Genomic DNA, 23,459 nt, shown 5'->3' on the forward strand with positions numbered 1-23,459 from the left:
TGGTCGGATGGCCTCAGGCGGGTACTGCGGTGGTGGGGCGCACGGTGGGCCGGCAGTCGTCCAGCTCCACCGGGCGGCCCATGGCGACGGCGATCTTCCGGTCGCCCCGGAAGGGGTCGCGGCCGTGCGAGCAGAGCACGTTGTCGACCAGCATCACGTCGCCGGCCCGCCAGGTCTCGCGGACCGTGGCGGCGTCGTAGGCGGCGTTCAGCGCGTCGACGTCCTCGCGGGTCAGCGGCTCCCCGTCCCCGAAGCCGGTCCGGAAGGGCAGGCCCTCGACGCCGAACTCGTCGACCATCGCCTCCCGGATGTCCGGGTCGAGCGACCACTCGCTCCAGAAGGCCAGGTGGTTGAACCAGACCTCCTCCCCCGTCACCGGGTGGTGGACGGTGGCCGAACGCAGCTGGCTGGTGCGGAGGTTGCCGTCCGGCTGCCACTCCCAGGAGATGCCGTTCTCCCGGCAGTACGCCTCGACGTCGGCGCGGTCCTCGGTGGCGAAGGCGGTGCGCCAGCCGAGCGAGAGGTAGTCCGAGTAGGAGCGGGTCAGGGTCCAGCCGGAGGTGCGTCCGCGCTCCGCCAGGTGGGCGGGGAGACCGGCGAGGACCTTGCGGACGTCGGCGGTCGGGGTGGCGCCGCCGGCCTCCGGGGCCGTCAGGCAGGCGAAGAGCAGCCGGCCGGGGAAGGTGAGCGTGTAGCTGTTCTCGTTGTGCATCCGGATCGACTGCGCGGGCGGCAGGTCCGTGGAGGAGAAGACGCCGTCGCCGAGTTCGCTGCGCGGGGTCGCCTTCTCGCGGTACGGGGTCGGCTCGGGGATCAGCACGTCGCGGACGGCCGCGACGTCCGCGCTGGTCGCCACCGGCAGGCCGCGCAGGAAGATCGTGCCGTGCTCGTGCAGGGCGGCGGTCAGCTCGGCCTCGTGCTCGCGCAGCCACGCGCACGCCTCGGCGATGCCGGCCGCGGGCGGCACGTGGGTGAGGGCCGGGCGGCCGGGGTTCAGTTCCCAGGTCGGCATGGCGGCGCTCACCGCGCGTCGAGGGAGGCGAGCAGGCTCGCGGGGCGGATGTCGGTCCAGTTGGCCTCGATCCAGTCCAGGCACTCCTGGCGGCCGGCCTCGCCGTGGACGGTGGTCCAGCCCTCCGGCACGTCGATCCAGACCGGCCAGAGCGAGTGCTGGTTCTCGTCGTTGACGAGGACCAGGTAGGTGGCGCTGTCGTCCTCGAACGGGTTGCTCATGGTGGTCTCTCCTTGGTGTGGGTGGTGCCCCTGGCGGTGATTCGAAGGTAGGGGCGCGGGACCGGCCCGAGCGGCACAAGCTCCGGCAGGTGAGCGGCAGTTACGGCACTTCCGGCGGCCCGCCCCGGCCGCACGCGAACGGTCCCCCGCCCCCGGCGCGTGCCGGGGGCGGGGGACCGCGGGAGAGGGGGGACGGGACGGACGGGTCGGACGGGTCGGGCAGGTCGGGCAGGTCGGGCGGGTCGGGCAGGTCGGGCGGGTCGGGCGGAGAGGACGGGACGGACGGGTCGGGCGGAGAGGACGGGACGGACGGGGAGAACGGGTCGGGCAGGTCGGGAGGAGAAGGCGGGGCGGGAGGAGAAGGCGGGGCGGGGCGAGGCGGGGCGGGGCGGGCGCCGGTCACCTGGGGGTGATGCGGACCGGGAAGTGGTCCAGGCCGAAGTTGATGATCGAGCGGTTGTACGTGACCGGGCCGGCCGGCTCGATCCGGGCCGCCCTCTCCAGCGCGGCCGTGTACAGCGCGCTCAGCTCCGCCTTCGCCAGCGGCGCGCCGATGCAGTAGTGGGCGCCGAGTCCGAGGGCCAGGTGCTTGTTGGGCGAGCGGTCGAGCAGGATCTCCTCCGGCCGGTCGAAGGCCTCGGGGTCGCGGTTGGCGGACCACACCCACACGGCCACCCGGTCGCCCCGGCGGATCCGCCGGCCGCCCAGCTCGATGTCGCGGGAGGCGGTGCGCAGGGTGTGCAGGCCCACCGAGGTCCAGCGGAGCAGCTCGTCCACGGCGGTGTCCATCGAGACCTCGCCGCGCTGGAGGCCCTGCCACAGGTCGGGGCGGTGGACGAGGGTGTGCAGGCCCATCGCGGCCGTGTGACGGACCGTCTGGACGCCGCCGACGACGATGTTGTCGAGGTTGAGCACGACGTCCTCGACCGGCAGCAGCCGCCCCTTGACCCGGTACGTCGCCATCATCGAGATCAGGTCGTCGCGCGGGTCGGAGCGGCGGAGCATCACCTGGTGCAGCAGGTACGGGATGAGCTGCTGGTGGCCCGCCCTGCGCTCCTCGGGGGTGCGGCCGAGGAAGGCCACGTCGCAGACCCGGACGACCATGTCGCGGTCCTCCTCGGGGACGTCGAGCAGGTCGCACATGACGGCGAGCGGCAGCGCGGAGACGACGTCGACGAGGTCCGTCTCGCCCTGCTCGACCGCCCGGTCGAAGAGTTCGCCGGCGCGTTCGGCGATGGAGCGGGCGGCCCCCTTCACCCCGCTCTTGGAGAAGAAGGGATTGGCGGGGGCGCGGAGTTCGCGGTGGCGGGGCGGGTCGGTGAGGGCCATCATGCGGCCCGAGCCGACCGGCACGTTCCCCTCTCCGGCGCCCAGGAGGGAGCCGGACTCGGAGCTGAAGGCGGCCGCGTTGCGCAGCACTTCGGCGGACTCCCGGTAGGTGAGCACCGACCAGACGGGACCGTCGTCGGCGGTGTCGGTGAGGTGGACGGGCGCCTCCCGGCGCAGCGCGTCGACGAGTTCCGGGGTGTCGGGCCGGGCCCACAGGGCGGGGTCGGTGAGGTCGACGGCGGTGGTGGTGGTCAGCATCACTGCTCCCTGGGGGTGGCGGGGGACGCGACGGGCGCGGGGCGGCCGGTCACGAGAGAGACGAGGAGGTCGACCGGGCCGGGGAGGTCGACGGTGGCGAGCAGGTGCCCGCCGGGGACGACGCGCTGGGTGAAGGCGCCGCGGGTGTGGGCCGCCCAGCCGCCGAGGCCGCCGGTGGCGAGCATCGGGTCGTCGGCGCCGGCCACGGCGTGCAGCGCGGACCCGATCGGGGCGTGCGGGCGGTGGCGGTAGGTGCCGCTGACGGCGAGGTCGGCGCGGAGCGTGGCGAGGGCGAGGTCGGCCAGGACCGGATCGGCGCGGACGAGGTCCTCCAGGCCGGTCATGCGGAGGAGTTCGGCGGCGTCCGGGTCCTTGCCGCGGCGCCCGCTCCACTCGGCGGGCGGCGGGGCGCCGACGGCGACGACCAGCTCCGGGCGGCGGTCGGCGGGCAGCGCCCTGGCCACCTCGTACGCGAGGAGGGCGCCGAGGCTCTGCCCGTAGAAGCCGACGCGGCTCCCCGCGCCGCCGGTGAGGTGCGGGGTCAGCGCCTCGGCGACGGCGGCCACCAGGGCGTCGAAGTCGGACGGCATCGGATGCCTGCTGCGGCCGCCGCGGGCCGGCGGGCGCAGCGCCCAGACCTCGGCGACGGGGGCGAGGGCGTGGGCCAGCGGCGTGTAGGCGGTGGCGTCGCCGCCGGCGTGCGGGAAGCAGAACAGCCGGAAGGGGCGGTGCCGCTGCGGTGCGGGGACGAGGAACCAGTCGCCCTCGATGCGGGGGCGCGGGACCCGCGCGGCCGGGGCGTACGGGGCCGCCGGGCGGTCGGGGAGGGCCGGGCGGGCCACCGGGTGCGGGGGCGCGGAGGCGGGGCGGACGGCGGGCGGGACGGCGGGCGGCGGCAGGGTCATCGGACGACGTCCCGGCGGGCGGTGAGCGCCGGGCGCGCGGCGGCCGGTCCGGCGGCGGCGGCCCGGCGGACGGCCTCGGTGAAGTCCGCCAGGTCGGCGGCGTCGAGGAGCTGGCGGAGCTGGATCTCCACGGAGAGCCGGCGGCGCAGCAGGTGGACGACGCGGAGGGCGGCGAGCGAGTGCCCGCCGAGGGAGAGGAAGTCGTCGGTGGGCTCGACCTCGGTCAGCCCGAGGACGGTCCGCCACACCTCGGCGACCTGCTCCGCCACTCCCCCGCCCGCGGCGGCCTCCTCGGCCGGTGCGGCGGCGGGAGCGGGCAGGGCGCGGTGGTCGGTCTTGCCGTTCGGGGTGAGCGGCAGGGCGTCGAGGACGGTCACGGTGGCGGGCACCAGGTGGGCGGGCAGGGTGCGGCGCAGCTCGGCGAGGAGGTCGGCGGGGCGGAGGCCGGCGCCGGTGACGTACCCGGCGAGGCGGTGGTCGCCGGGGGCCGGCTCGTGGACGGTGACGGCGGCGGCGCCCACCCCGGGCAGGGCGGCGAGCGCGTGCTCGACCTCGCCGAGCTCGACGCGGAAGCCGCGCAGCTTGACCTGGCGGTCGACCCGGCCGACGTACTCCAGGAGGCCGTCGGCGGACCTGCGGGCCTGGTCCCCGGTGCGGTACATCCGGGCGCCGGGCTCCGCGGCGAACGGGTCGGCGACGAAGCGGCCCGCGGTCAGGCCCGGGTGCCCCGGGTAGCCGTGGGCCAGGCCGGGCCCGGAGAGGTACAGCTCGCCGACCGTGCCGGCGGCGACCGGGGCGAGCCGGGCGTCGAGGAGGTGGGCCCGGACCCCGGGCAGCGGCTCGCCGAGGTGCGGCACCGGTCCGGCGACGGGGGCGGTGATCGCGTCGACGGTGCACTCGGTGGGCCCGTACAGGTTGATCGCGTCGACGCCGGTGTCGGCCAGTTCGCGCCAGGTCCGCGCGGGGACGGGCTCGCCGCCCATGAAGAGGCGCGGCACGCGGGCGCCGGCGAAGGGTTCGCGGAGCAGCTGCCAGTGGGAGGGGGTCAGGTCGAGGTCGGTGACGGCGTGCTCGGCGAGGAGCCGGACGAGGGCGGCCGGGTCGGCGCGCCGCTCGTCGTCGATGACGACGAGGGTGTCGCCCCGGCAGATCCTGGCCCACTGCTGGACGGAGGCGTCGAAGGAGACGCTGGCGTTCCAGGCGACGACGCCGGGGCCGGTCCGGTAGGCGCCGCTCTCCTCCAGGGCGGCGACGAGGGCGGCGACGGAGCCGTGGGCCACCTCGACGCCCTTGGGCCGGCCGGTCGAGCCGGAGGTGAAGATGACGTACGCGGAGTCGAGCGGGTGCGGGACGAAGGCGTCGGCGGGCGCGTCGCCGGTGGCGTCCGGGCGGAGCACCGTGACCCCGGCGGGGACCGGCGGCGCGGCGTCGGCGCTGACGACCGCGGTCAGCCGGGCGTCGGCGGCGGTGGAGGCGGTCCGCCCGGCCGGGTAGGCCGGGTCGAGCGGGACGTAGGCGGCGCCGGCCCGCCAGACGGCGAGCAGGGCGACGGGCAGGTCGAGGGTGCGGGCGAGGTGGACGCCCACCCGGTCGCCGCGGCGGACCCCGGCGGCCCGCAGGGCGCCCGCGAGGGCGGCGGTGCGGCGGTCGAGGGCGGCGAAGTCCAGGCTGCCGTCGGCGGCGTGGACGGCGGTGCGCGAGGGGGCGGCGAGGACGGCGGCCCGGAACCGCGAGAGGAGGTCGGCGGGCGCGGCGGACGGGACGGCGGCGGCGGACGGGGCGGTGGCGGCGGACGGCTCGGCGAAGGTGGTCATGCGAGGGCGCTCCTGGGTGACGGGTCGGTGGTCGGGCGGGACGGGACGGCGCGGGGCAGGGAGTACGGATACGGCGGGGGTGCCGGTGCGGCAGGGGTGCGGGTGCGGCGGGGAATCCGGGTGCAGCAGGACTGCCGGGCACGACGGGAGGACCGGACGCGGCGGACCGCCGGGCGCGGCGGGGTGGCGACGGCGACGGCGACGGCGGGGCGGTGACGGGCAGGGCGGCGGTGGGGCGGGCGGCGGGCCCGCCCCGTGTCACCGGAGGTCGGCGGCGAGGCGGGCCAGGGCCTCCGCGTACGCCTCCGTGAACTCCTCCGCCGTCGCGTCGTCGACCAGCGCGCGCTGGTGGTCGACGGCGAGCAGGACGCGCTCGGAGACGGGGTCCTGGATCAGCGAGGCGCCGAAGGCGAAGCTGTTCGGTTCGTGGCGCAGGGTGGGTTCGGTGCCGATGCGGCCGTCCTCGATGCGGGTGGCGCTGAGCCGGCCGAGGGCGTGGAAGCGCAGGTAGCCGAACTGGCTGTCCAGCGCGGTGTCGGCCATCATCCGGGCCAGCCGGGCGAAGGGGACCCGGCGGTGCGGCATCATGTCCAGCTCCTCGCGGTGCACGTGCCGGACGAGGGCCGCCAGGTCGTCGCCGGGTTCGGCGACGAGGGGCACGGTGTTGAGGAAGAGGCCGTAGACCTCGGTGCCGCCGAGCCGTTCGAGCCGCCCGTTCATCGCGAGGCCGGTGGTGACCCGGCGGCGTCCGGTGATCCGGGCCAGGGCGTGGAGGTGCGCGGCGAGGGCGACGGACTTGACCGGGACGCCGAGGGCGTCGGCGGCGGCGCGGAGCTGTCCGGGGGCGTCGGGCAGCACCCGTTCGACCGTGCGGGGCAGCTCGTGGACGTGTTCGCTGCCGGGCCAGAGCTGTCCGGTGGCGCCGTCCAGCCGGCCGTGCCAGTAGGCGAGGGAGTCGGGGTCGGCGGCGGCGGCCCGTTCGACGGCGACGAAGTCCCGGAAGGCGGTGCGCGGCGGCGGGGCGGGCGCGGAGGCGGGGTCGGCGGCGAGCGCGCTGTGCCGTTCGAGGAGCTCGGTGAGGAGCGAGGTGAAGCTCCAGCCGTCGAGGATGGCGTGGTGCTCGGAGACCGTCAGCTGGAAGGCGTCCTCGGCGAGGCGCTGGGCGGTGATCCGGAAGAGCGGGGGCGCCGTCAGGTCGAAGGGCCGGTCGCGGTGGGCGTCGAAGACGGCCCGGATCTCCGCGTCCTGGTCGCCGGGGGTCCGGTCGCGCAGGTCGGCGACGTCGACGGGGGCGGGCAGGGCGCCGTGGACGAGCTGGAGCGGTTCGCCGTAGCCGGAGAGGTCGAGGCCGGTGCGCAGGACGGCGTGGCGGGCCATCGCCTCCTCGACGGAGCGGCGCAGGGCGGTCTCGTCGAAGGCGCCGGAGATCCGGTACGAGTTGACGTTGTGGTAGCTGTCGGTGCCGCCGGCGACCTCCATGTGGAAGACCATGGAGAGCTGCATGGAGACCATCGGGTAGGCGTCGACGACGCCGGGCGGGAGGTCGGCCCGGTCCTCGTCGTCGAGGAGGGCGAACGGCCGGTCGGCGGCCGGGTCGGCGGCCACGGGGCGGGCGAGGGGGAGGAGTCCGGCGACCGTGGGGGCGTCGAAGACGTCCTTCAGGGTGACCTCCCAGCCCCGGTCGCGCAGGACTCCGGCGAGCTGGACGGCCCGGATGGAGTCGCCGCCGAGGTGGAAGAAGTCGTCGTGGACGCCGATGCCGGCGACGCCGAGGACGTCGGTCCAGACGGCCGCGAAGAGCTCCTCCTCGGGGGTGCGGGGTTCGGCGTGCCGGCCGGCGGGGGCGGCCGCGACGCGGTCGGGGTCCGGCAGGGCGGCCCGGTCGACCTTGCCGTTGACGGTGAGCGGCAGCGCGTCGAGGACGGTGACGGTGGCCGGGACCATGTAGGCGGGCAGGGAGCGGGCGGCGAGGTCGCGCAGGTCCTGGGGGGCGGGGGCGTCGCCGGTGACGTAGGCGGCGAGGCGGTCGTCGTGGACGGTGACGACGCAGGCGTCGACCCCCGGGTGGGCGGCGATGACGTTCTCGATCTCGCCGAGCTCGATGCGGAAGCCGCGCAGCTTGACCTGGAAGTCGGCCCGGCCGACGTACTCCAGGCCGCCGTCGGGCAGGCGGCGGGCGACGTCGCCGGTGCGGTAGAGGCGGGCTCCCGGGGGGCCGTACGGGTCGGCGACGAAGCGTCCGGCGGTGAGGCCGGGGCGGCCCCAGTAGCCGTGGGCGAGGCTGCCGCCGCCGATGTACAGCTCGCCGGGGACGCCGGGCGGGGCGGGGCGGAGCCAGTCGTCGAGGACGAGGGCGGTGAGGTGCGCCATGGGTTCGCCGACGAGGCTGCGGGAGAAGCCGGTGCCGCCCTCGGCGACGTCGTGGATCGTGACGTGGACGGTGGTCTCGGTGATGCCGTAGAGGTTGCAGAGGCGGGCGGGCGGCAGCGGGTCGAGGTCGTGCCAGCGCTGGACGACGGCCGGGTCGAGGGCCTCGCCGCCGAGCATGATCCAGCGCAGCGCCGGGAGGGCGCGCGGCCGGCGGCGGAGGGCGGGTTCGAGCTGGCGGAGGGCGGAGGGGGTGAGGCAGAGGTGGGTGATGGACTCGTCGTCGAGGAGGCCGGCGAACTCGTCGGGCGAGCGGCTGGTGAGGTGGGGGACGACGACGAGGCGGGCGCCGTGCAGGAGGGGGCCCCAGAGTTCCCAGACGGTCCAGTCGAAGGCGTAGCTGTGGAAGAGGGTCCAGGCGGTGTCGGGGCCGAAGCCGAAGTGGTCGCGGCCCGAGTCGAGGAGGCGGCTGACGTGCTCGTGGGCGACGCCGACGCCCTTGGGACGGCCGGTGGAACCCGAGGTGAAGATGAGGTAGGCGAGGTCGCCGGGGCGTCCGGCGGCGGGGGGCCGGTGGTCGGGACGGGCGGCGATCCCGGCCGCGCCGGCGACGAGGTCGAGGGTGGTCCAGGGGCCGTCGGGGGCGCGGTCGGGCCGGTCGGTGAGGACGAGGGCGACGTCGGTGTCGCCGAAGACGAGGGCGGCGCGCTCGGCCGGGGCGGCGAGGTCGACGGGGACGTAGGCGGCGCCGGTCTTGAGGACGGCGAGGATGGCGACGGGGACGGCGGCGGTGCGTTCCATGAGGAGGCCGACCCGGTCGCCGGGGCGGACCCCGTGGTCGATCAGGGTGTGGGCCAGCCGGTTGGCGCGGCGGTCGAGTTCGGCGTAGTCGAGGGTGCCGTCGGCGTCGGTGAGGGCGGGGCGCGCGCCGTGGGCGTCGGCGGCCCGCTCGAAGAGGTGGTGGAGGCAGTGGCCGGGGTCGAGGCGGGCGGGCCGGTGGGCGGGCCCGGTGGTGGTGAGCCGGCGGACGGTGGCGTCGGGGTCGGCGAGGGCGGTGTCGAGGAGGGCCGCGTAGCCGGCGGCGAGCCGGCGGACGGTGCCGGGGTCGAAGAGGTCGCCGCTGTACTCGGCCTCGCCGCGCAGTTCGCCGTCCGGACCGTCGCCGGTGCCCTCGAAGACCGACCACGTGAGGTCGAACTTGCTGGTGCCGGTGGAGCGGACGGCGCGGGTGGCGGTGGCGGTGCCGAGGGCGAGCGGGGCGCGGTCCTCGGCGTGGGCGCCGAAGACCACCTGGACGAGCGGCGGGTGCTGGGGGGTGCGGGCGGTGCCGAGGAGGTCGACGAGCTGGTCGAAGGGGACGTCGAGGTAGCCGAAGGCGTCGAGGGCGGCGTCCTGGACCTGGGCGACCAGCTCGCGGAAGGTGGCGCGGGGGGCGAGGCGGACGCGGATCGGCAGCAGGTTGACGAAGTAGCCGAGGAGGTGCTCGACCTCGGGGCGGTCGCGGGTGGTGACGGGGGTTCCGACGAGGAGGTCGTCGGCGCCGGTCCAGCCGCCCATCAGCAGGGCGAAGGCGGCGAGCTGGACGGTGAAGGGGGTGACGCCCTCCTCCTCGGCCAGGGCCCGGACGCGGGCGGCGGTGCCGGGGACGAGGCCGAAGTGCTCGGTGGCGCCGCGGTGGCCGCGCTCGGCGGGCCGGGGCCGGTCGCCGGGCAGGTCCAGCAGGGTGGGGGCGCCGTCGAGGACGGCCTTCCAGTGCGTCAAGTGGTCCTCGTACGAGGCGTGCCGCTGCTCCTCGGACCAGTCGGCGTACTGGGTGGTGAGCACCGGCAGGTCCGGCTCCCGGCCCTCCGTCAGGGCACCGTAGGCGGAGGTGAGTTCGCGGTCGAAGAGGTCGGCCGACCAGCCGTCCCAGACGATGTGGTGGACGACGAACAGGAGGGTGGTGCGGTCGTCGGCGATCCTGAGGGCGGCGGCGCGCAGCAGCGGCCCGGCGGTCAGGTCGAAGGGTTCGGCGGCGCGTGCGGCGAGGAGCTCCCCGGCCCGCGCGTCGCGCCGCTCCCGCGGCAGGTCGCGCAGGTCGGTGACGTCGAGCGGGACGGCGAGGGCGGGGTGCACCTGCTGGCGGGGGCCGTCGGGGTGCAGGGCGAAGGTGGTGCGCAGGGCCTCGTGGCGGTCGACCACGTGGTCCAGGGCCCGCTGGAGGAGGGCGAGGTCGAGCGGTCCGGTGACGTCGTACGTCCAGGGGGTGGTGTAGGTGGTGGCCCCGGGGTTCCACCGGTCGAGGAACCACAGGCCGCGCTGGAGTCCGGAGACGGGCGCGGTGCGGACCGGGGCCCCGGCGGCGGTGCCGGTCGGGCCGGGGGCCGGCGGTACGGCGGTCGGGTCGGCGGACGGGCTCACGGCCTCGTTCCCTTCGGTCGGTGCGGACGGCGGGCGGACGGGCGGTGCGGCGGCCGGGTCATCGGGCGGCCAGCCGGGCGGCGATGGCGCCGACGGTCCGGCCGCGGAAGACGGTCTGCGGCGGCACGCGGGTGCCGAGGTGCCGGGAGAGGCGCATGGCGACGCGGACGGCGTGCAGGGAGTTGCCGCCGAGGCGGAAGAAGTCGGCGTCGGGGCCGGGGTCGTCGGCCAGTCCGAGGACGGCGCGGACGGCGTCGGCGACGACGCGCTGGTCCGGGTCGAGGGGGTCGGCGGAGGCCTCGGGGCGGCGCTCCGCGGGGGCCGGCAGGGCGCGGCGGTCGGTCTTGCCGTTGGCGTTGAGCGGCAGGGCGTCCAGGACGTCGACGGTGGCGGGCACCATGTGCTCGGGGAGCAGTCCGGCGAGGTGGTCGAGGAGCGCGCCGGGGTCGGGGGCGGGGGCGCCGGCGGCGGCGGTGACGTAGGCGGCGAGCCGACGGTCGCCGGGGGCGGGCTCGTACACGGTGACGGCGGCGCCGGTCACGGACGGGTGGCGGGTGAGGGCGTCCTCGATCTCGCCGGGCTCGACCCGGAAGCCGCGGATCTTCACCTGCTCGTCGCCGCGTCCGGTGATCTCCAGGATCCCCTCGGGGGTGCGGTGGCCGAGGTCGCCGGTGCGGTAGAGGCGTGCGCCGGGCGGGCCGAAGGGGGCGGCGACGAAGCGTTCGGCGGTGAGCGCGGACCGGCCGAGGTAGCCGAGGGCGAGGCCGTCGCCGGCCGCGTACAGCTCTCCGGTGGTGCCGTCGGGGACGGGGCGCAGCAGCTCGTCCAGGACGTGGACGTCCTTGCCGTGCAGCGGGAGGCCGATCGGGACGGAGGCGCCGGTGGTGTCCTCGGGGCGGGCGCGGTGGCAGGTGGTGAGGCCGAGGCTCTCGACGGGGCCGTAGCCGTTGGCGACGACGAGGTCCGGGTACTGGTCGAGCGCCTTGGCGACGTGGGTGACGGAGGCCCGTTCGCCGGCGGTGAAGGCGACCTTGAGGTCGTCGTAGGTGTCGGGGAACTCCTCCAGCAGGAAGTTGAAGAGGCTGGCGGAGAGCTGGAGCTGGGTGACGCCGTGGCGGCGGGTCAGCTCGGCCACGGTCTGCGGGTCGGGGCGCTGGCCGGGCTGGAGCACGCACGTGCCGCCGAAGGCGAGGGCGCCGTACAGCTCCAGGGCGAAGGCGTCCCACGAGACGGGGGAGCACTGGAGCCAGACCTCGTCGGGGCCGAAGCGGGCGTAGTCCTGGCCGAGGTAGGTGGTGGTGAGGGCGCGGTGCGGGACGGCGACGCCCTTGGGGCGGCCGGTGGAGCCGGAGGTGAACATGACGCAGGCGAGGTCGTCGCCGGTGACCGGGACGCCGGGGGCGTGCGCGGGGCGGGCGGCGACGGCGGCGGCGTCGGTGTCCAGGTCGAGGTGGCGGGCGACGGGGAAGGGCGGGGTGGCGCCCCGGTGGGTGACGAGGAGGGCGGCGCCGGCGTCGGAGGCGGCTCCGGCCAGCCGCTCGGCCGGGAAGTCCGGGTCGAGGAGGGTGTAGGCGGCGCCCGCCTTGAGGGCGGCGAGGAGGGCGACGACCAGGTCGGGGCCGCGGGGGACGAGGACGGCGACCGTGTCGCCGCGGCCGATGCCGAGGCCGGCGAGGTGGTGGGCGAGCCGGTTGGCCCGGGTGTCGAGGGTGCCGTAGTCGAGGCGCTCCTCGCCGAGGACGAGGGCGGGGGCGTGCGGCCGGCGGGCGGCGCGGTCCTCGAAGAGGCGGTGGACGGGCGTGCCGACGGCGGCGGCGAGGGTGCCGAGCCAGGCGTCGCACAGCGCGGCCATGGTGGCGGGGTCGAAGAGGTCGGAGTCGTACTCGAACCGGCCGGTGAAGTCGGTGCCGCGGTCGTCGACGGAGACGGAGAGGTCGAAGCGGGAGACCGGGTTGGAGTGCAGGGCGCGGGTGACGCGGGTGCCGCCGACGGTCAGCGGGCGGTCGTCGAGCGGGTGGAGCTCCAGCAGGACCTGGCAGAGCGGGTTGCGGTCCTCGGCACGGTCGTCGGGGCGCTCCTCCATGACGGCGGCGGCGATGGCGTCGAAGGGGGTCTCCTGGTGGCGGTAGCCGTCGATGGCGACCTCGCGGACGTGCCGGACGAGGTCCCGGAAGTCCGTGCCGGGGTCGAGGCGGAGGCGCAGCGGGAGCAGGTTGACGAAGTAGCCGATCAGGGCGTCGGTCTCGGCGCGGCCCCGGACGTTGACCGGGGAGCCGAGGACGAGGTCGTCGCGGCCGGTGCGGCGGTACAGGGTGAGGGCGAGTCCGGCGAGCAGGACCATGAAGGGGGTGGCGTCCTCCTCGCGGGCCAGGGCGCGGACGGCCTCGGCCACCGGGCGGGGCATCGCGAAGCGGTGGAACGCCCCCCGGAAGGACTGGAGTTCGGGCCGGGGGCGGTCGGTGGCGAGCGGGGACTCGGTGGGGGCGTCGCGCAGCAGCTCGCGCCAGTGGTCGAGGTGGCGCCCGGCGGTGTCGTCCCGCTCCTGCCAGAGGCTGTAGTCGGCGTACTGGACGGGCGGTTCGGGCAGGGCGGCGGTGCGGCCGGCGGCCGCCGCGTCGTACAGGGCGGCGAGTTCGCGCTCCAGGACGGGCAGGGAGCCCTCGTCCCAGACGATGTGGTGGAGGAGCAGGAGCAGGGTGGACGTGTCGCCGGTGCGGTAGAGGTGGGCGCGGACGAGGGGGCCGGTCTCCAGGTCGAAGGGGACGAGCGCGTCCTCGGCGATCCGCCCGTCGAGGGCTTCGGCGGTGGTGTCGTGGACGGTGAACGGCGGTTCCAGGGAGGGGTGGACGAGCTGCCGGGGGCCGTCCTCGCCGAGGGTGAAGGTGGTGCGCAGCGCCTCGTGCCGCTCGACGACGCCGGCCAGGGCGCGCCGCAGCAGGGCGGGGTCGACGGGGCCGTCGAAGCGGAAGACCCACGGCACGATGTAGGTGGGCGCGCCGGGGTTCCACTGGTCGAGGAACCACAGTCCGCGCTGGAAGGGGGAGAGCGGGGCGTCGGTGGCGCCGGTGCGGACGAGCGGGGAGCGGTCCCCGGTGTCGGAGGCGGCGGTGACGGCGGCGGCGAACTCCGCCAGCGTCGGGGCGTCGAAGATCGTGTACGGGGAGATCATGCCGAAGACGTCGAAGACGCGGCCGACGACGCGGACGGCGGTCAGCGAATCGCCCCCGAGGTGGAAGAAGTTGTCGTCGGCGCCGACCTCGGGGACGCCGAGGACGTCCGCCCAGACGGCGGCGATCAGCTGTTCGGCGGGGGTGCGGGGCGGGCGGCGGCCGGCCGGGGAGGCGGGCTCGGGCCGCGGCGCGGGCAGGGCCGCCCGGTCGACCTTGCCGCCCGGGGTCAGCGGGAAGGCGTCGAGCGGGGTGACGGTCGCGGGGACCATGTGCTCGGGGAGACGGTCGGCCAGGTGGGCGCGGAGGGCGGCCGGGTCGGGGGCGGCGCCGGTCACGTAGGCGGCGAGGCGGTCCTCGTGGGCGACGACGACGGCGGCGGAGACGGCCGGGTGGCCGGCGAGGACCTCCTCGATCTCGCCGGGTTCGACGCGGAAGCCGCGGATCTTCACCTGGTGGTCGGCGCGGCCGACGAACTCCAGGGGCGCGTCGTCGGCGGACCGCCGGACGACGTCGCCGGTCCGGTACATCCGGGCGCCGGGGCCGCCGGCGAAGGGGTCGGCGACGAACCGGCCCGCGGTGGGACCGGGGCGGCCGTGGTACCCGGAGGCGAGCAGCGGCCCGCCGAGGTACAGCTCGCCCGCGGTGCCGGGCGCGACGGGCCGCAGCCGCTCGTCGAGGACGTACGCGGTCCGGTCGCCGAGCGGGCGGCCGACGGGGACGGTGGTGCCCGCCCCGGCCCCGGGCTCCTCCGTCGCGTGGACGGTGGCGGTGACGACGGTCTCGGTCGGCCCGTAGGCGTTGAGGAGCGGCACGCCGGTGGCGGTCCGCCAGCCGGTGGCGTCGGCCGGGTGGAGGCGGTCGCTGCCGGAGATCATCAGGCGCAGCGAGCGGGGCGCGGGGCCGCCCCCGGGGAGCGCGGCGACCACTTCCCGGAAGTAGCCGGCGGGCAGGTTGGCCACGGTCACGCCCTCGGCGTCGAGGAGGGCGAGGAGGGCGGCGGGGGCGAGCAGCGACTGCTCGGGGACGAGCAGGCAGGCGCCGGCGCCGAGGGTGGTGAGGACCTGCTCGACGGCGACGTCCACGGTGGGCCGGGCGAGGTGCAGCACGACGTCGTCCTCGGTGAGGCCGAAGCGGTCGGCGGCGGCGGCCAGATGGCCGGCGAGCGTCGCGAAAGGCACGTGCACGCCCTTGGGGCGGCCGGTGGTGCCGGAGGTGTAGACGAGGTAGCCGGCGGTGGCGGTGCGGTCGTGTCCGTCCCGGGCCGCGGCGGGGGCGTCACCGGTGGTCCGCTGCTCGGCGGGGAGGCCCTCCGCGGGCCGGTCCTCCGCGAGGGGACCCCCGGTGGGGAGGCCTTCGGTGAGGACGCCTTCGGTGAGGAGGAGGGAGGCTCCGGCGTCCTCGCGGATCCAGCGGTTGCGCTCCTCGGGCGCCTCCCGGTCCAGCGGCAGGTAGGTGGCGCCGGCCCGGAGGGCGGCGAGCAGGCCGACCACGTGGTCGGTCCGGTCGCGGCCGGTGACGGCGACGGTCCGCCCGGGGGCGATCCGGGCGGCGAGGGCGCCGCTCAGCTCGTCCAGCTCCCGGTAGGACAGGGTCCGGCCGCCGGACCTGAGGGCCGGACGGTCCGGGAACCGGCGTGCGACGGATACGAAGGGAAAACCGCGAGATTCCATCATCCAACCCCGATGAATTAGCGACGCTGCGGGTGGTCGTCTCGACGATAGGACGCCCCTCCGGCGCCGATCGGCAGTATTCCGGGAAGTCCATCGGCAGTTTCAACTGCCGCTCGGCGGGCGAAGCTGCCGGACAACGCGGCAGCCCGACGCGGTGCGCGAGGCACCGCGTCGGGCTGCGGGGGAAGGGCCGGGGGACGGCGCGAAGGGGGCCGGCGAAAGGGCCGGCGAAGGGCCGGAAAGACGAGGGGGAAATGCGGGGAGGGGGTCCGCAGGAAAATTCCCGAGGGGAAGGGGAGAAGAGTTCGGGTGTTTCTCTCCGCTATCCCCCGGCGGTGATTCCGGAGAATTCCGGGGACCACACGTCGTCCCGGTCCAGAGCGGCGGGCGCGTATTTCCCGAGCGCGCTGATCAGCATGCGGAGTTCGAGCGCGAGGCACTCGGCGAACCGGGTCAGTCCGGCCTCCGGGTCCTCGGCCGCGGCGAGCAGCGCGGCCCGGCCCAGACCGACGGCGCGGGCGCCGAGCGCCAGGCTCTTCACCGCCCGGCCGCCCTCCCACATCCGCCCGGAGACGAGCAGGCAGGGCGGCGGTCCGGCGGCCGCGAGCCGGCGGAGGCACTCGGCCAGCGGCAGGCCGACCTCGGCGGGGAAGGCGTCGGGCGCCCACCCGGTGCCGCCCTCGGCGCCGTCCACGGTGACGGCGTCGGCACCGGCCCCGGCGGCCACCCGGGCGGCTTCGGCGACGTCCCGGCCGGGGTGCAGCTTCACCCACACACGGGCGCGCGGGAAGTTGTTCCGCATCAGCCGGATCTGCTGGCGCAGGATCTCCGCGGTGAAGGTGCCGGGGGTGCTGGAGCGCAGCACCCGGCCGCCGTCGAGGACGTCGTCGAGGCCGTAGCGGTCGCCGAGCCGGGCGGCGGACGCGGCGTCCAGGACGGTCATCCCGCCCAGCCCCGGCTTGGCGCCCTGGCCGGTCTTGAGCTCGAAGGCGAGCCGGCCGCTCTCCAGCAGCGGCAGCGCGGCCGGATCGCTGTAGACGAGGTTCCACACCTCGGCGTCGGCGTCCTCGGTGGACTGCTGGACGGCGATCCCGCCCCGGCCTTCGGGCAGTTCGCCGGCGTAGGCCCGCAGCCGGCCGAGGAGGGCCCGGTCGACGGCCTCGCCGAGGCGTCCGTAGCCGTCGACCGGGACGACGTTCTCCCCGATCACCAGGGGCAGTCCGAGCGCTCCCGCCTGCCGGGCGAGCGCCAGGCCCAGGTCGCCGCCGGCGGCCCGGGTGGAGCCGAGGGCGGAGACGTACACCGGCAGCGGGGAGACGAACCCGCCGATCGGCGTGGTGAGTTCGACGTCGCGGTAGTCGGGCTCCCGGCCGAGGTCGATCAGGCGGGCGAGCCGCTGCGGCATGAAGACGGGCGGGACGATGCGCAGGGCGTCGAGCGGGTCGCGGCCGCCCGCGCCGTACCGGCCGCCGGCGCCCCCGCCCGCGCCGAAGAGGACGGTGCCGTAGGCGTCGGGCGGCGGGAAGGCCGCGGCGGCTCCGGCGCGGGCCCGCCGCCGGACCTGCTCCTCGGGGAAGCCGGGGGCCGAGAGGTCGCTCACGGGGAGACCACTCCCGCCACCTTCGGGAAGGCGCTGGCCTGCCAGACGGCGTCGAGCCCGGTGACGTAGCGGGTGAGCCGCTCGACGCCGATGCCGAAGCCGGCGCTGCCGGGCACCCCCTCGCGCACCAGGTCGAGGTACCAGCGGTACTTCTGCGGGTTCTCCCCCGTCTCCCGCATCCGGGTGACGATCTCGGCGTAGTCGTTGGTCCGCTGGCTGCCGCTGCACAGCTCCCCGTACCCCTCGGCGGCGAGCAGGTCGAAGTTCTTCAGGAAGCCCGGCCGCGCGGGGTCCTCCAGGTCGTAGAAGCCGCGCGAGCCCTTGGGGTAGTCGGTGACGAAGAAGGGCCGGTCGCGGCGGGCGGAGAGCAGCGCCTCGCCGGTCCAGTCGAGTTCCGCGTCGGGGCTCTGCGGGTGGCCGGCGTCCCGGAGCTCGGCGACCGCCTCCGCGTGCCGCATCCGCCCGAAGGAACCCTTCAGGAGCTCGGCGAACGCGTCGGTGTCCCGGCCGAGTTCGGCGAAGTCCTTGGGCATCGTCCGCACCGCCGAGTCGACCATGTGCACCACGAGCCGTTCGGCCAGCGCGACGGCGTCGTCCCGGCTCGCCCCCGCCACCTCGACGTCCAGCTGGTGGAACTCGGCGAGGTGGCGGTTGGTCCCGGCGGTCTCCAGCGGCTCCAGACGGACGTTGGGCGCGACGCAGAAGATCCTGTCGAAGGCGAGGAGGGACGCCTGCTTGTAGAGGATGGCGCTCGTCATCAGCTTGTAGCGGTGGCCGTAGAAGTCGATGTCGACCTGCTTGGAGCCGCGCGACCCGGGGTCGGTGACCGGCCCGATGACCGGCGGCAGCAGCTCGGTGAATCCCTCGCCCCGCAGGAACTCGCGCGCGGAGAAGAGCAGTTGCTGCTGGATCCGGAGGGCGCTGCGGGTGGCCGGGGCGGTGAGGTGGCGGCCGGGGTCCGGGATCGGCGCGGAGGGCGCGGCGCCGTCGGCGGCGGGGGGCGTGAGCCGGTCGGTGGTCATGGCGTGCTGGTCCCTACTCTCGTCGTGGCGTGGACGTCGTGCGGGACGGCAGGAAGGGTACGGGCCTGCCGGCCGGGAGGGGCGGACGGGTGGCGGTGGGGCGCGGGGGCGGCGGCGCGGCCGTCGTACTCCCGCTGGACGTGGGAGAGGGCGGAGAGGAGACCCGCCGAGCCGAGGATCGGCGGGCGGGGGCCGTCGCCGCCGGGGCCGGCGATCGGCAGGGACCCGGTGTCCGACCAGTACAGCCGGCCGTCCGGGGTGAGCCCGGTGCGGCTGCGCCCCGCGTTGTCGGGGTGCAGGCAGTACGGCACGTCCAGGTAGCCGGCGGCGAAGGCCCGGACGAGCGCGCGGCCGATGTCCGGATCGAGCTCCAGGACGGCGCCGACGAGGGCCCGCGCCTCGGCCTCGATCCCGGTGTCCTCGACCCCGGCGCCCCCGTCACCGGGGTCGCCGGCGGCCGTCCGGCGGGCCCGTTCGTCCGCGGCCGCGGCGGAGGCGGCCTCCAGGGCGCGGACGTTCTCGGCCACGGTCGGGATGCGGTGCGCCTCCGCGGTCGTCTTCACGATGAGCCGGGCCGCGCCCGCCCGTACGGCGAGGCGGGCCGCGTCCTCCAGGAGCAGCTCGGCACCGGCGGGGGTGCGCGGGAACACCCCCATGTAGGCGTAGAGGACGATGTGGTGCTCGACGTCCGGCAGCAGTTCGGCGGCGAGCCGCCCGAGGGCGGTGAGCGCCTCCGCGTCCTGCCCCGGGTGGGCCTGCTGGGCGTAGCTGAGCGAGACGCTCCGCAGTCCGTGCTGCCGGAAGAACAGCGCCTCCAGCAGGCTCGTGGCGATGAGCAGACTGGGCGGGCACAGCTGGCCCATGAGGCAGCCGCCGAAGGTCTCCAGGTGCGGGGTGGCGCCGAACTCCTCCGCCGATGCCAGGAGTTCGCAGCTGCGCCGCCACGCGTCGACGGCCTCGCGCAGGGGCGTACGGCTGTAGGGCAGGCAGTACGAGACGGGGCCGCCCTCGGTGGCGTCCAGGCCGACCGCGAGCAGTGCCCGGACGATGTGCTCCGGCATCGCCGAGCCGTGGCGCACCTGCACGGGGAAGCCGGCGCCCGCGACGCCGCGCAGCACCTCGCGGGTCGTGCGGGCGGGGTGGCCGGCGATCGGGTAGCCGTTCAGCTCGGCGCCGTCGGCGAGCGCGCGCCGGACGGCGGCGAGGTCGCCGGTGCGGGTGTAGCTGTCGAGGGTGAGGGTGCCGACGGTGACCCCGCGCGCGCCCCGGGTGGCGAGCAGCCCGGCGCGCATCCGCCCCGGGTCGGCCATGCCCATCCGGGGCTGCACCACGAGCGCGCCGGCGGCCCGGGCGCGCGCCACGAAGCCCCCGAACCCGACGGTGGCGGGACCGGCCCCGGGACGGACGGGGAGGCCCGGGGCGCCGGCGGGACCGCCGGGGGCCCGCGGGGAGTCCGCGGAGGCGTACGGAGGCGCTCCGGCGGAGCCGCCGGAGGCCCGCGCGCCGCCGGCGGACGCGTACGGGGGCGCGGCAGCCGGGTCGGCGAGGGACGACGGGCCGGCGGCCGGCCGCCGCGGGGCGGAGCGGCGGGCGGTCACCGCCGGGCTCCCGTGCCGACGCGGAGGACGTCGGGTCCGGCCGCCGCCAGCCCGGCGCCCCGCACGATCAGCGGACCCGCGCCGACGGCCCGGGCCCCGGTCGCGGCGACGGCCTCCGGCAGGGCCGGGGAGCCCTTGGCGCCCGCCGGGAGGGACCGCAGCAGCTCGCCGAACTCCCGTGCCGAGGAGCCCTCTTCGAAGACCTCGTCGAAGCCCGCCGCGAGGAGGGCCTCCCGCCGCGCGGGGGCGCCGTCGGCCTCGATGGCGAGCTTGCCCCCGATGACGGTCGGGGTGCGGGCCAGTTCGGGGCAGGCGCGCAGGGCGGCGACGACCCGGCGCCCGTCCTGGAAGCCGTGTCCGTTGACGCTGCTCAGCACGATGAGGTCCGGCCGGATCCGGCGGCACTCGGCGACCAGCAGCTCGTCGGGCACACAGGCTCCGAGGTTGGTGACCCGGTGGCCGAGCTCCTGCAGCAGCAGCTGGAGGAAGACGAGGTTCCAGGTGTGCGAGTCGGAGGCCATGGTCGTCACGACGACGTCCAGACCGGCCGGCTCGGCCTTTCCGTGCTGCTCCACGGCTTGCTGCTCCACGGCGCGAACCCTCTGTGTCGGTGGGTGGTGGGTGGGCGGCCCGCTGCGCGGCCGGGGGCCTCCGGGTGGCGTCCGGGGCTCCGGCCCGTCCGGCCGTGGGAAGAACGCTAGGGACGTCCCGCACGCCGGACCGGCAGCTCGTCCGGCAGGATGCGGGCAGTATCGCGACGGTCCCGCCACGGGTCGGACCGGCGCGGATCGGACCGGCGCGGATCGGACCGGCGCGGATCGGACCGGCGCGGATCGGCGCACGGCGGATCGGACCACCACGGGGCGACGCGTCACGGCACCGCGCCGATCGGGGCGAGGGGGAGTGGTGGCACGGGGCCGGGCGGGGGTCACGCGACCGGAACGAGTTCCCGGTAGGCGCCGGAGCCGGCACCGCACAAGCGGCGGCAGAGGTTGAGCACGGTGAAGCGCACCCCGTCCCGGGCCGGCACGCTGCGGATCAGCCCGCTGGCCAGCAGTTCGTGGACGGCCGCCAGTCCTTCCTGGGGCGGGCGGCCGCTGATCTCGACGGCGTCCTCGCCGGACCAGTCCCCCGGCTCGGCGGCGAGCCGTTCCAGCAGGTCCCGCTGGCCGAGGGTCAGCCGGTCGAGGGCCGCGCCGAGTGCGGCGCCGACGTCGGCCCGGCCCGCGTACGAGGCGGGCGGCGGGGTCAGGTGGAAGGGCCCGTCGGCGAGCCGGGCGAGCAGCTGGCGCGGGGACAGCACGGTGGACCAGCCGGCGATCAGCTCCAGGGCCGCGGGCAGGCCGTCGAGCTGGCGGCAGAGCGCGGCGACGGCGGGCGCCTCCTCGGGGCCCAGCCGGTAGCCGGGGCGCAGCCGGCGCAGGTGCGTCAGGAGCAGGCGCACGGCGCCCACCTCCGCGAGGGCGGCGGGGTCGTGGTCGAGCTCCGGGTCGGGAGTGGGCAGCGGGGCGAGGGGGATGACCTGGCCGCCGGGGAGGGGCTGCGGGACGCGGGCGGTGATGAGGACGCGCAGCCCCGGGCAGCGCTGGAAGAGCTCGTCCAGCAGGACCGTGTCGACGCCCGCGTCGGCGCCGTCCAGGACGAGCAGGGTGGGCCGGCCGCCGATGGCCCGGGCGAGCGCGGCCCGCTGCTCGGGGGTGGTGACGGTCCGGCGGGAGGCGTCGGCCCAGCGGACGGACCACCGCGAGGAGGCGTGCAGCCGTCCGGCGACCTCCAGGACCAGCCGGGTCTTGCCGACGCCGCCGAGTCCGGCGACGGTGACCAGGCGGTCGCCGTGCACGGCGAAGGCGTCGGTCAGCACGTCGGCCTCCAGCTCGCGGCCGACGATCGCGCCCCGGGCGGCCGGCGGGGCGGTCGGCTCGTCGCGCGGTTCCTCGAAGGGCGAGGGTCTGCGGGCGGCCGCCTCGAAGTCCGTGCGACCGGCCCCCTCCAGCCGCAGCGCGTCGGCGAGCAGCCGGACGGTCTCCTGCCGGGGCCGCTGCACCCGACCGCTCTCCATGTCGCGGATCGCCCGGACGCTGAGGGTCGCGTGATCGGCGAGGACCTGCTGGGTCAGGCCGATCCGCTCGCGCCTGATCCTCAGCAGCTCTCCGAAGCCCGCCGTCGACTGCGGCGACTGCACACCGTCCATGCCTCGTCCACCTTCCGTGGGATGGCCAACTACGGGGACCGGGGGCGGGCGGACCCCGGCCCGCCGGCGGCGGCGTCCGGTGGTGACCGTCGGTCCGTCCTCCCCCACGGCGCCGATGCTCCACGGCCCGGCTCTACGGCCGATCAACAGGCGATCACCACTCGTTCACGCACTCTCCACGCCGTCCGTCGAACCCCGCCCGCGCGTGGTCCGTGCGGCGCCCGGCGCGGCCTTCGGCGCCGGTGGCACGGGGCGGCCCCCGGCCCGCGTCGCCCGGGGGCCGTTCGGTTCGCCCCGCCGCGGTTCAGTGGACGGGCGCCCCGCGTCCGGTGAAGGAACGGGGGGAACGGCCGCGTGTTCAGGGCGGGTTCACTGAACCGGTCGTGCGGTTCCGTTCCCCGGCCGCGAAAGCGTCCTTCGCGCTTGACACGGATCCGGCCCCGGGTGCCTCATGGGGGCACCCCCCGACGCGCGGACCAGCGGCTCGGTCACCGGATTCTGACAACGTTGTCACATCGTCGGAATCCTCGCGCGGACGGGTTCCTTCCCCCCGTCTTCCTCCAAGGAGAGGCATGACCAAGTCATCGCGCAGAACGTGGTGCACGGCCGCGGGCAGCGCCCTCGCCGGCGCCGCCGGGCTGCTGCTGCCCGTCCTCGGCCCCACCGGATCCGCCCAGGCCGCCGACGGCGGCATCCACGTCTCCGACGGCCGCGTGTACGAGGCCGACGGCAGCGAGTTCGTGATGCGCGGGGTCAACCACGCGCACGCCTGGTACCCGGGCGAGACCGACGCCATCGCCGACATCTCCGCCAAGGGCGCCAACACCGTCCGCGTCGTCCTGTCCAGCGGCGACCGCTGGACGGAGACCAGCGCCTCCCAGGTGACGTCGATCATCGACGACTGCAAGGCCCACAAGGTCATCTGCGTCCTGGAGGTGCACGACACCACCGGCTACGGCGAGGACGCCGCCGCCGCCACCCTCGACCAGGCCGCCGACTACTGGGTGGGCGTCAAGAGCGCCCTCCGGGGCCAGGAGGACCACGTCGTCGTCAACATCGGCAACGAGCCCTTCGGCAACAGCGGTCACACCGCCTGGACCGCCGCCACCAAGAGCGCCATCGGCAAGCTCCGGAACGCCGGCATCGAGAACGCGCTCATGGTCGACGCCCCCAACTGGGGCCAGGACTGGTCGCACACCATGCGCGACAACGCCGCCTCGGTCTTCGCCTCCGACCCTCGCCGCAACACGATCTTCTCGATCCACATGTACGGCGTGTACGACACCGCCGCCGAGGTCCAGGGCTACCTGAACCACTTCGTGAACAACCGGCTGCCCCTCGTGGTCGGCGAGTTCGGCGACCGCCACAGCGACGGGAACCCCGACGAGAACGCCATCATGGCCACCGCCCGCTCGCTGCGCGTCGGTTACCTCGGCTGGTCCTGGAGCGGCAACGGCAGCGGCGTCGAGTACCTCGACATGGTCACCGGCTTCGACCCGAACGCCCTCACCCCCTGGGGCGACCGCTTCTTCAACGGCGCGGACGGCATCGCCGCCACCTCGAAGCGCGCCGCGGTCTACGGCGGAGGCGGCGGTGGCGACACCGGCGGCACCGCCCCCAACGGCTACCCGTACTGCGTGAGCGGCGCCGCCTCCGACCCCGACGGCGACGGCTGGGGCTGGGAGAACAGCCGCTCCTGCGTCGTCCGCGGCAGCGCCGCCGACACCGGGTCCGGCGGCACCGGCGGTACGGCTCCGAACGGCTACCCGTACTGCGCCGCCGGCGCCGCCTCCGACCCCGACGGCGACGGCTGGGGCTGGGAGAACAGCCGCTCCTGCGTCGTCCGCGGCAGCGCCGCCGACCGCTGAGCACCCGGGTGCCCTCCCGTCCCCCGCGCCGGGA

The 23,459-nt window shown here is 76.4% G+C and carries 13 protein-coding genes; 1 reads left to right on the top strand and 12 read right to left on the bottom strand.

The features are described 5' to 3' along the window. Positions 1–13 precede the first annotated feature (13 nt). The 12 genes from IE287_RS08200 to IE287_RS08255 all read right to left on the bottom strand — a co-directional run bounded on the left by IE287_RS08200 (position 14) and on the right by IE287_RS08255 (position 21,557). Positions 14–1,012: a TauD/TfdA family dioxygenase gene (locus IE287_RS08200; protein ID WP_189848256.1), complete on the bottom strand. Its 999-nt coding sequence runs from the start codon at positions 1,010–1,012 to the stop codon at positions 14–16. Between the two features lie 8 nt (positions 1,013–1,020). Then, complete coding sequence (locus IE287_RS08205) at positions 1,021–1,233, bottom strand: MbtH family protein (protein ID WP_189848257.1); 213 nt, start codon at positions 1,231–1,233, stop codon at positions 1,021–1,023. Between the two features lie 399 nt (positions 1,234–1,632). Further along, positions 1,633–2,820 carry a cytochrome P450 gene (locus IE287_RS08210; protein WP_189848258.1) on the bottom strand — a complete coding sequence of 396 codons (1,188 nt, stop codon included), beginning with the start codon at positions 2,818–2,820 and terminating at the stop codon, positions 1,633–1,635. Beyond that, entirely contained in the window at positions 2,820–3,725 is a 906-nt protein-coding gene (locus IE287_RS08215; RefSeq protein WP_229883347.1) for a thioesterase II family protein, read from the bottom strand. Before IE287_RS08215 ends, IE287_RS08210 begins: the two co-directional genes overlap by 1 nt. Then, positions 3,722–5,539: a non-ribosomal peptide synthetase gene (locus tag IE287_RS08220; RefSeq protein WP_189848259.1), complete on the bottom strand. Its 1,818-nt coding sequence runs from the start codon at positions 5,537–5,539 to the stop codon at positions 3,722–3,724. The genes IE287_RS08215 and IE287_RS08220 overlap by 4 nt, the downstream gene beginning before the upstream one ends. Positions 5,540–5,797: 258 nt before the next feature. After that, positions 5,798–10,306: a non-ribosomal peptide synthetase gene (locus tag IE287_RS08225; RefSeq protein ID WP_189848260.1), complete on the bottom strand. Its 4,509-nt coding sequence runs from the start codon at positions 10,304–10,306 to the stop codon at positions 5,798–5,800. 58 nt (positions 10,307–10,364) lie between these two features. Continuing rightward, complete coding sequence (locus IE287_RS08230; RefSeq protein WP_189848626.1) at positions 10,365–15,146, bottom strand: non-ribosomal peptide synthetase; 4,782 nt, start codon at positions 15,144–15,146, stop codon at positions 10,365–10,367. Positions 15,147–15,468: 322 nt separating this feature from the next. Then, positions 15,469–16,746 (bottom strand): glutamate synthase-related protein, encoded by a 1,278-nt coding sequence (locus tag IE287_RS08235; RefSeq protein WP_189848261.1) that lies wholly within the window; start codon positions 16,744–16,746, stop codon positions 15,469–15,471. Further along, on the bottom strand, positions 16,743–17,768 hold the full coding sequence (locus IE287_RS08240) for an asparagine synthetase A (protein ID WP_189848262.1): 1,026 nt from the start codon (positions 17,766–17,768) through the stop codon (positions 16,743–16,745). Before IE287_RS08240 ends, IE287_RS08235 begins: the two co-directional genes overlap by 4 nt. Further along, positions 17,765–19,129 (bottom strand): methylaspartate mutase, encoded by a 1,365-nt coding sequence (locus IE287_RS08245; RefSeq protein ID WP_229883378.1) that lies wholly within the window; start codon positions 19,127–19,129, stop codon positions 17,765–17,767. The genes IE287_RS08240 and IE287_RS08245 overlap by 4 nt, the downstream gene beginning before the upstream one ends. Positions 19,130–19,362: 233 nt before the next feature. Then, positions 19,363–19,956 (bottom strand): cobalamin B12-binding domain-containing protein, encoded by a 594-nt coding sequence (locus tag IE287_RS38370; protein ID WP_308436857.1) that lies wholly within the window; start codon positions 19,954–19,956, stop codon positions 19,363–19,365. A gap of 338 nt (positions 19,957–20,294) precedes the next feature. After that, positions 20,295–21,557 carry a helix-turn-helix domain-containing protein gene (locus tag IE287_RS08255; RefSeq protein WP_189848264.1) on the bottom strand — a complete coding sequence of 421 codons (1,263 nt, stop codon included), beginning with the start codon at positions 21,555–21,557 and terminating at the stop codon, positions 20,295–20,297. A gap of 572 nt (positions 21,558–22,129) precedes the next feature. On the opposite strand from IE287_RS08255, the gene IE287_RS08260 reads away from it, so the two are divergent. Continuing rightward, a complete protein-coding gene (locus tag IE287_RS08260; protein WP_189848265.1) occupies positions 22,130–23,425 on the top strand; it encodes a cellulase family glycosylhydrolase in 1,296 nt (431 codons plus the stop codon). Positions 23,426–23,459 lie beyond the last annotated feature (34 nt).

Origin of the sequence: Streptomyces omiyaensis, assembly GCF_014650895.1 — a bacterium.
Lineage (GTDB): Bacteria > Actinomycetota > Actinomycetes > Streptomycetales > Streptomycetaceae > Streptomyces > Streptomyces omiyaensis.

What these genes read in the sequence shown, in the direction of transcription:
- IE287_RS08260 (WP_189848265.1), top strand. Translation starts at nt 22,130, where the DNA reads ATGACCAAGTCATCGCGCAGAACGTGGTGCACGGCCGCGGGCAGCGCC.
- IE287_RS08215 (WP_229883347.1), bottom strand. Translation starts at nt 3,725, where the DNA reads ATGACCCTGCCGCCGCCCGCCGTCCCGCCCGCCGTCCGCCCCGCCTCC.
- IE287_RS08200 (WP_189848256.1), bottom strand. Translation starts at nt 1,012, where the DNA reads ATGCCGACCTGGGAACTGAACCCCGGCCGCCCGGCCCTCACCCACGTG.
- IE287_RS08210 (WP_189848258.1), bottom strand. Translation starts at nt 2,820, where the DNA reads ATGCTGACCACCACCACCGCCGTCGACCTCACCGACCCCGCCCTGTGG.
- IE287_RS08230 (WP_189848626.1), bottom strand. Translation starts at nt 15,146, where the DNA reads ATGGAATCTCGCGGTTTTCCCTTCGTATCCGTCGCACGCCGGTTCCCG.
- IE287_RS08255 (WP_189848264.1), bottom strand. Translation starts at nt 21,557, where the DNA reads ATGGACGGTGTGCAGTCGCCGCAGTCGACGGCGGGCTTCGGAGAGCTG.
- IE287_RS08220 (WP_189848259.1), bottom strand. Translation starts at nt 5,539, where the DNA reads ATGACCACCTTCGCCGAGCCGTCCGCCGCCACCGCCCCGTCCGCCGCC.
- IE287_RS08240 (WP_189848262.1), bottom strand. Translation starts at nt 17,768, where the DNA reads ATGACCACCGACCGGCTCACGCCCCCCGCCGCCGACGGCGCCGCGCCC.
- IE287_RS08205 (WP_189848257.1), bottom strand. Translation starts at nt 1,233, where the DNA reads ATGAGCAACCCGTTCGAGGACGACAGCGCCACCTACCTGGTCCTCGTC.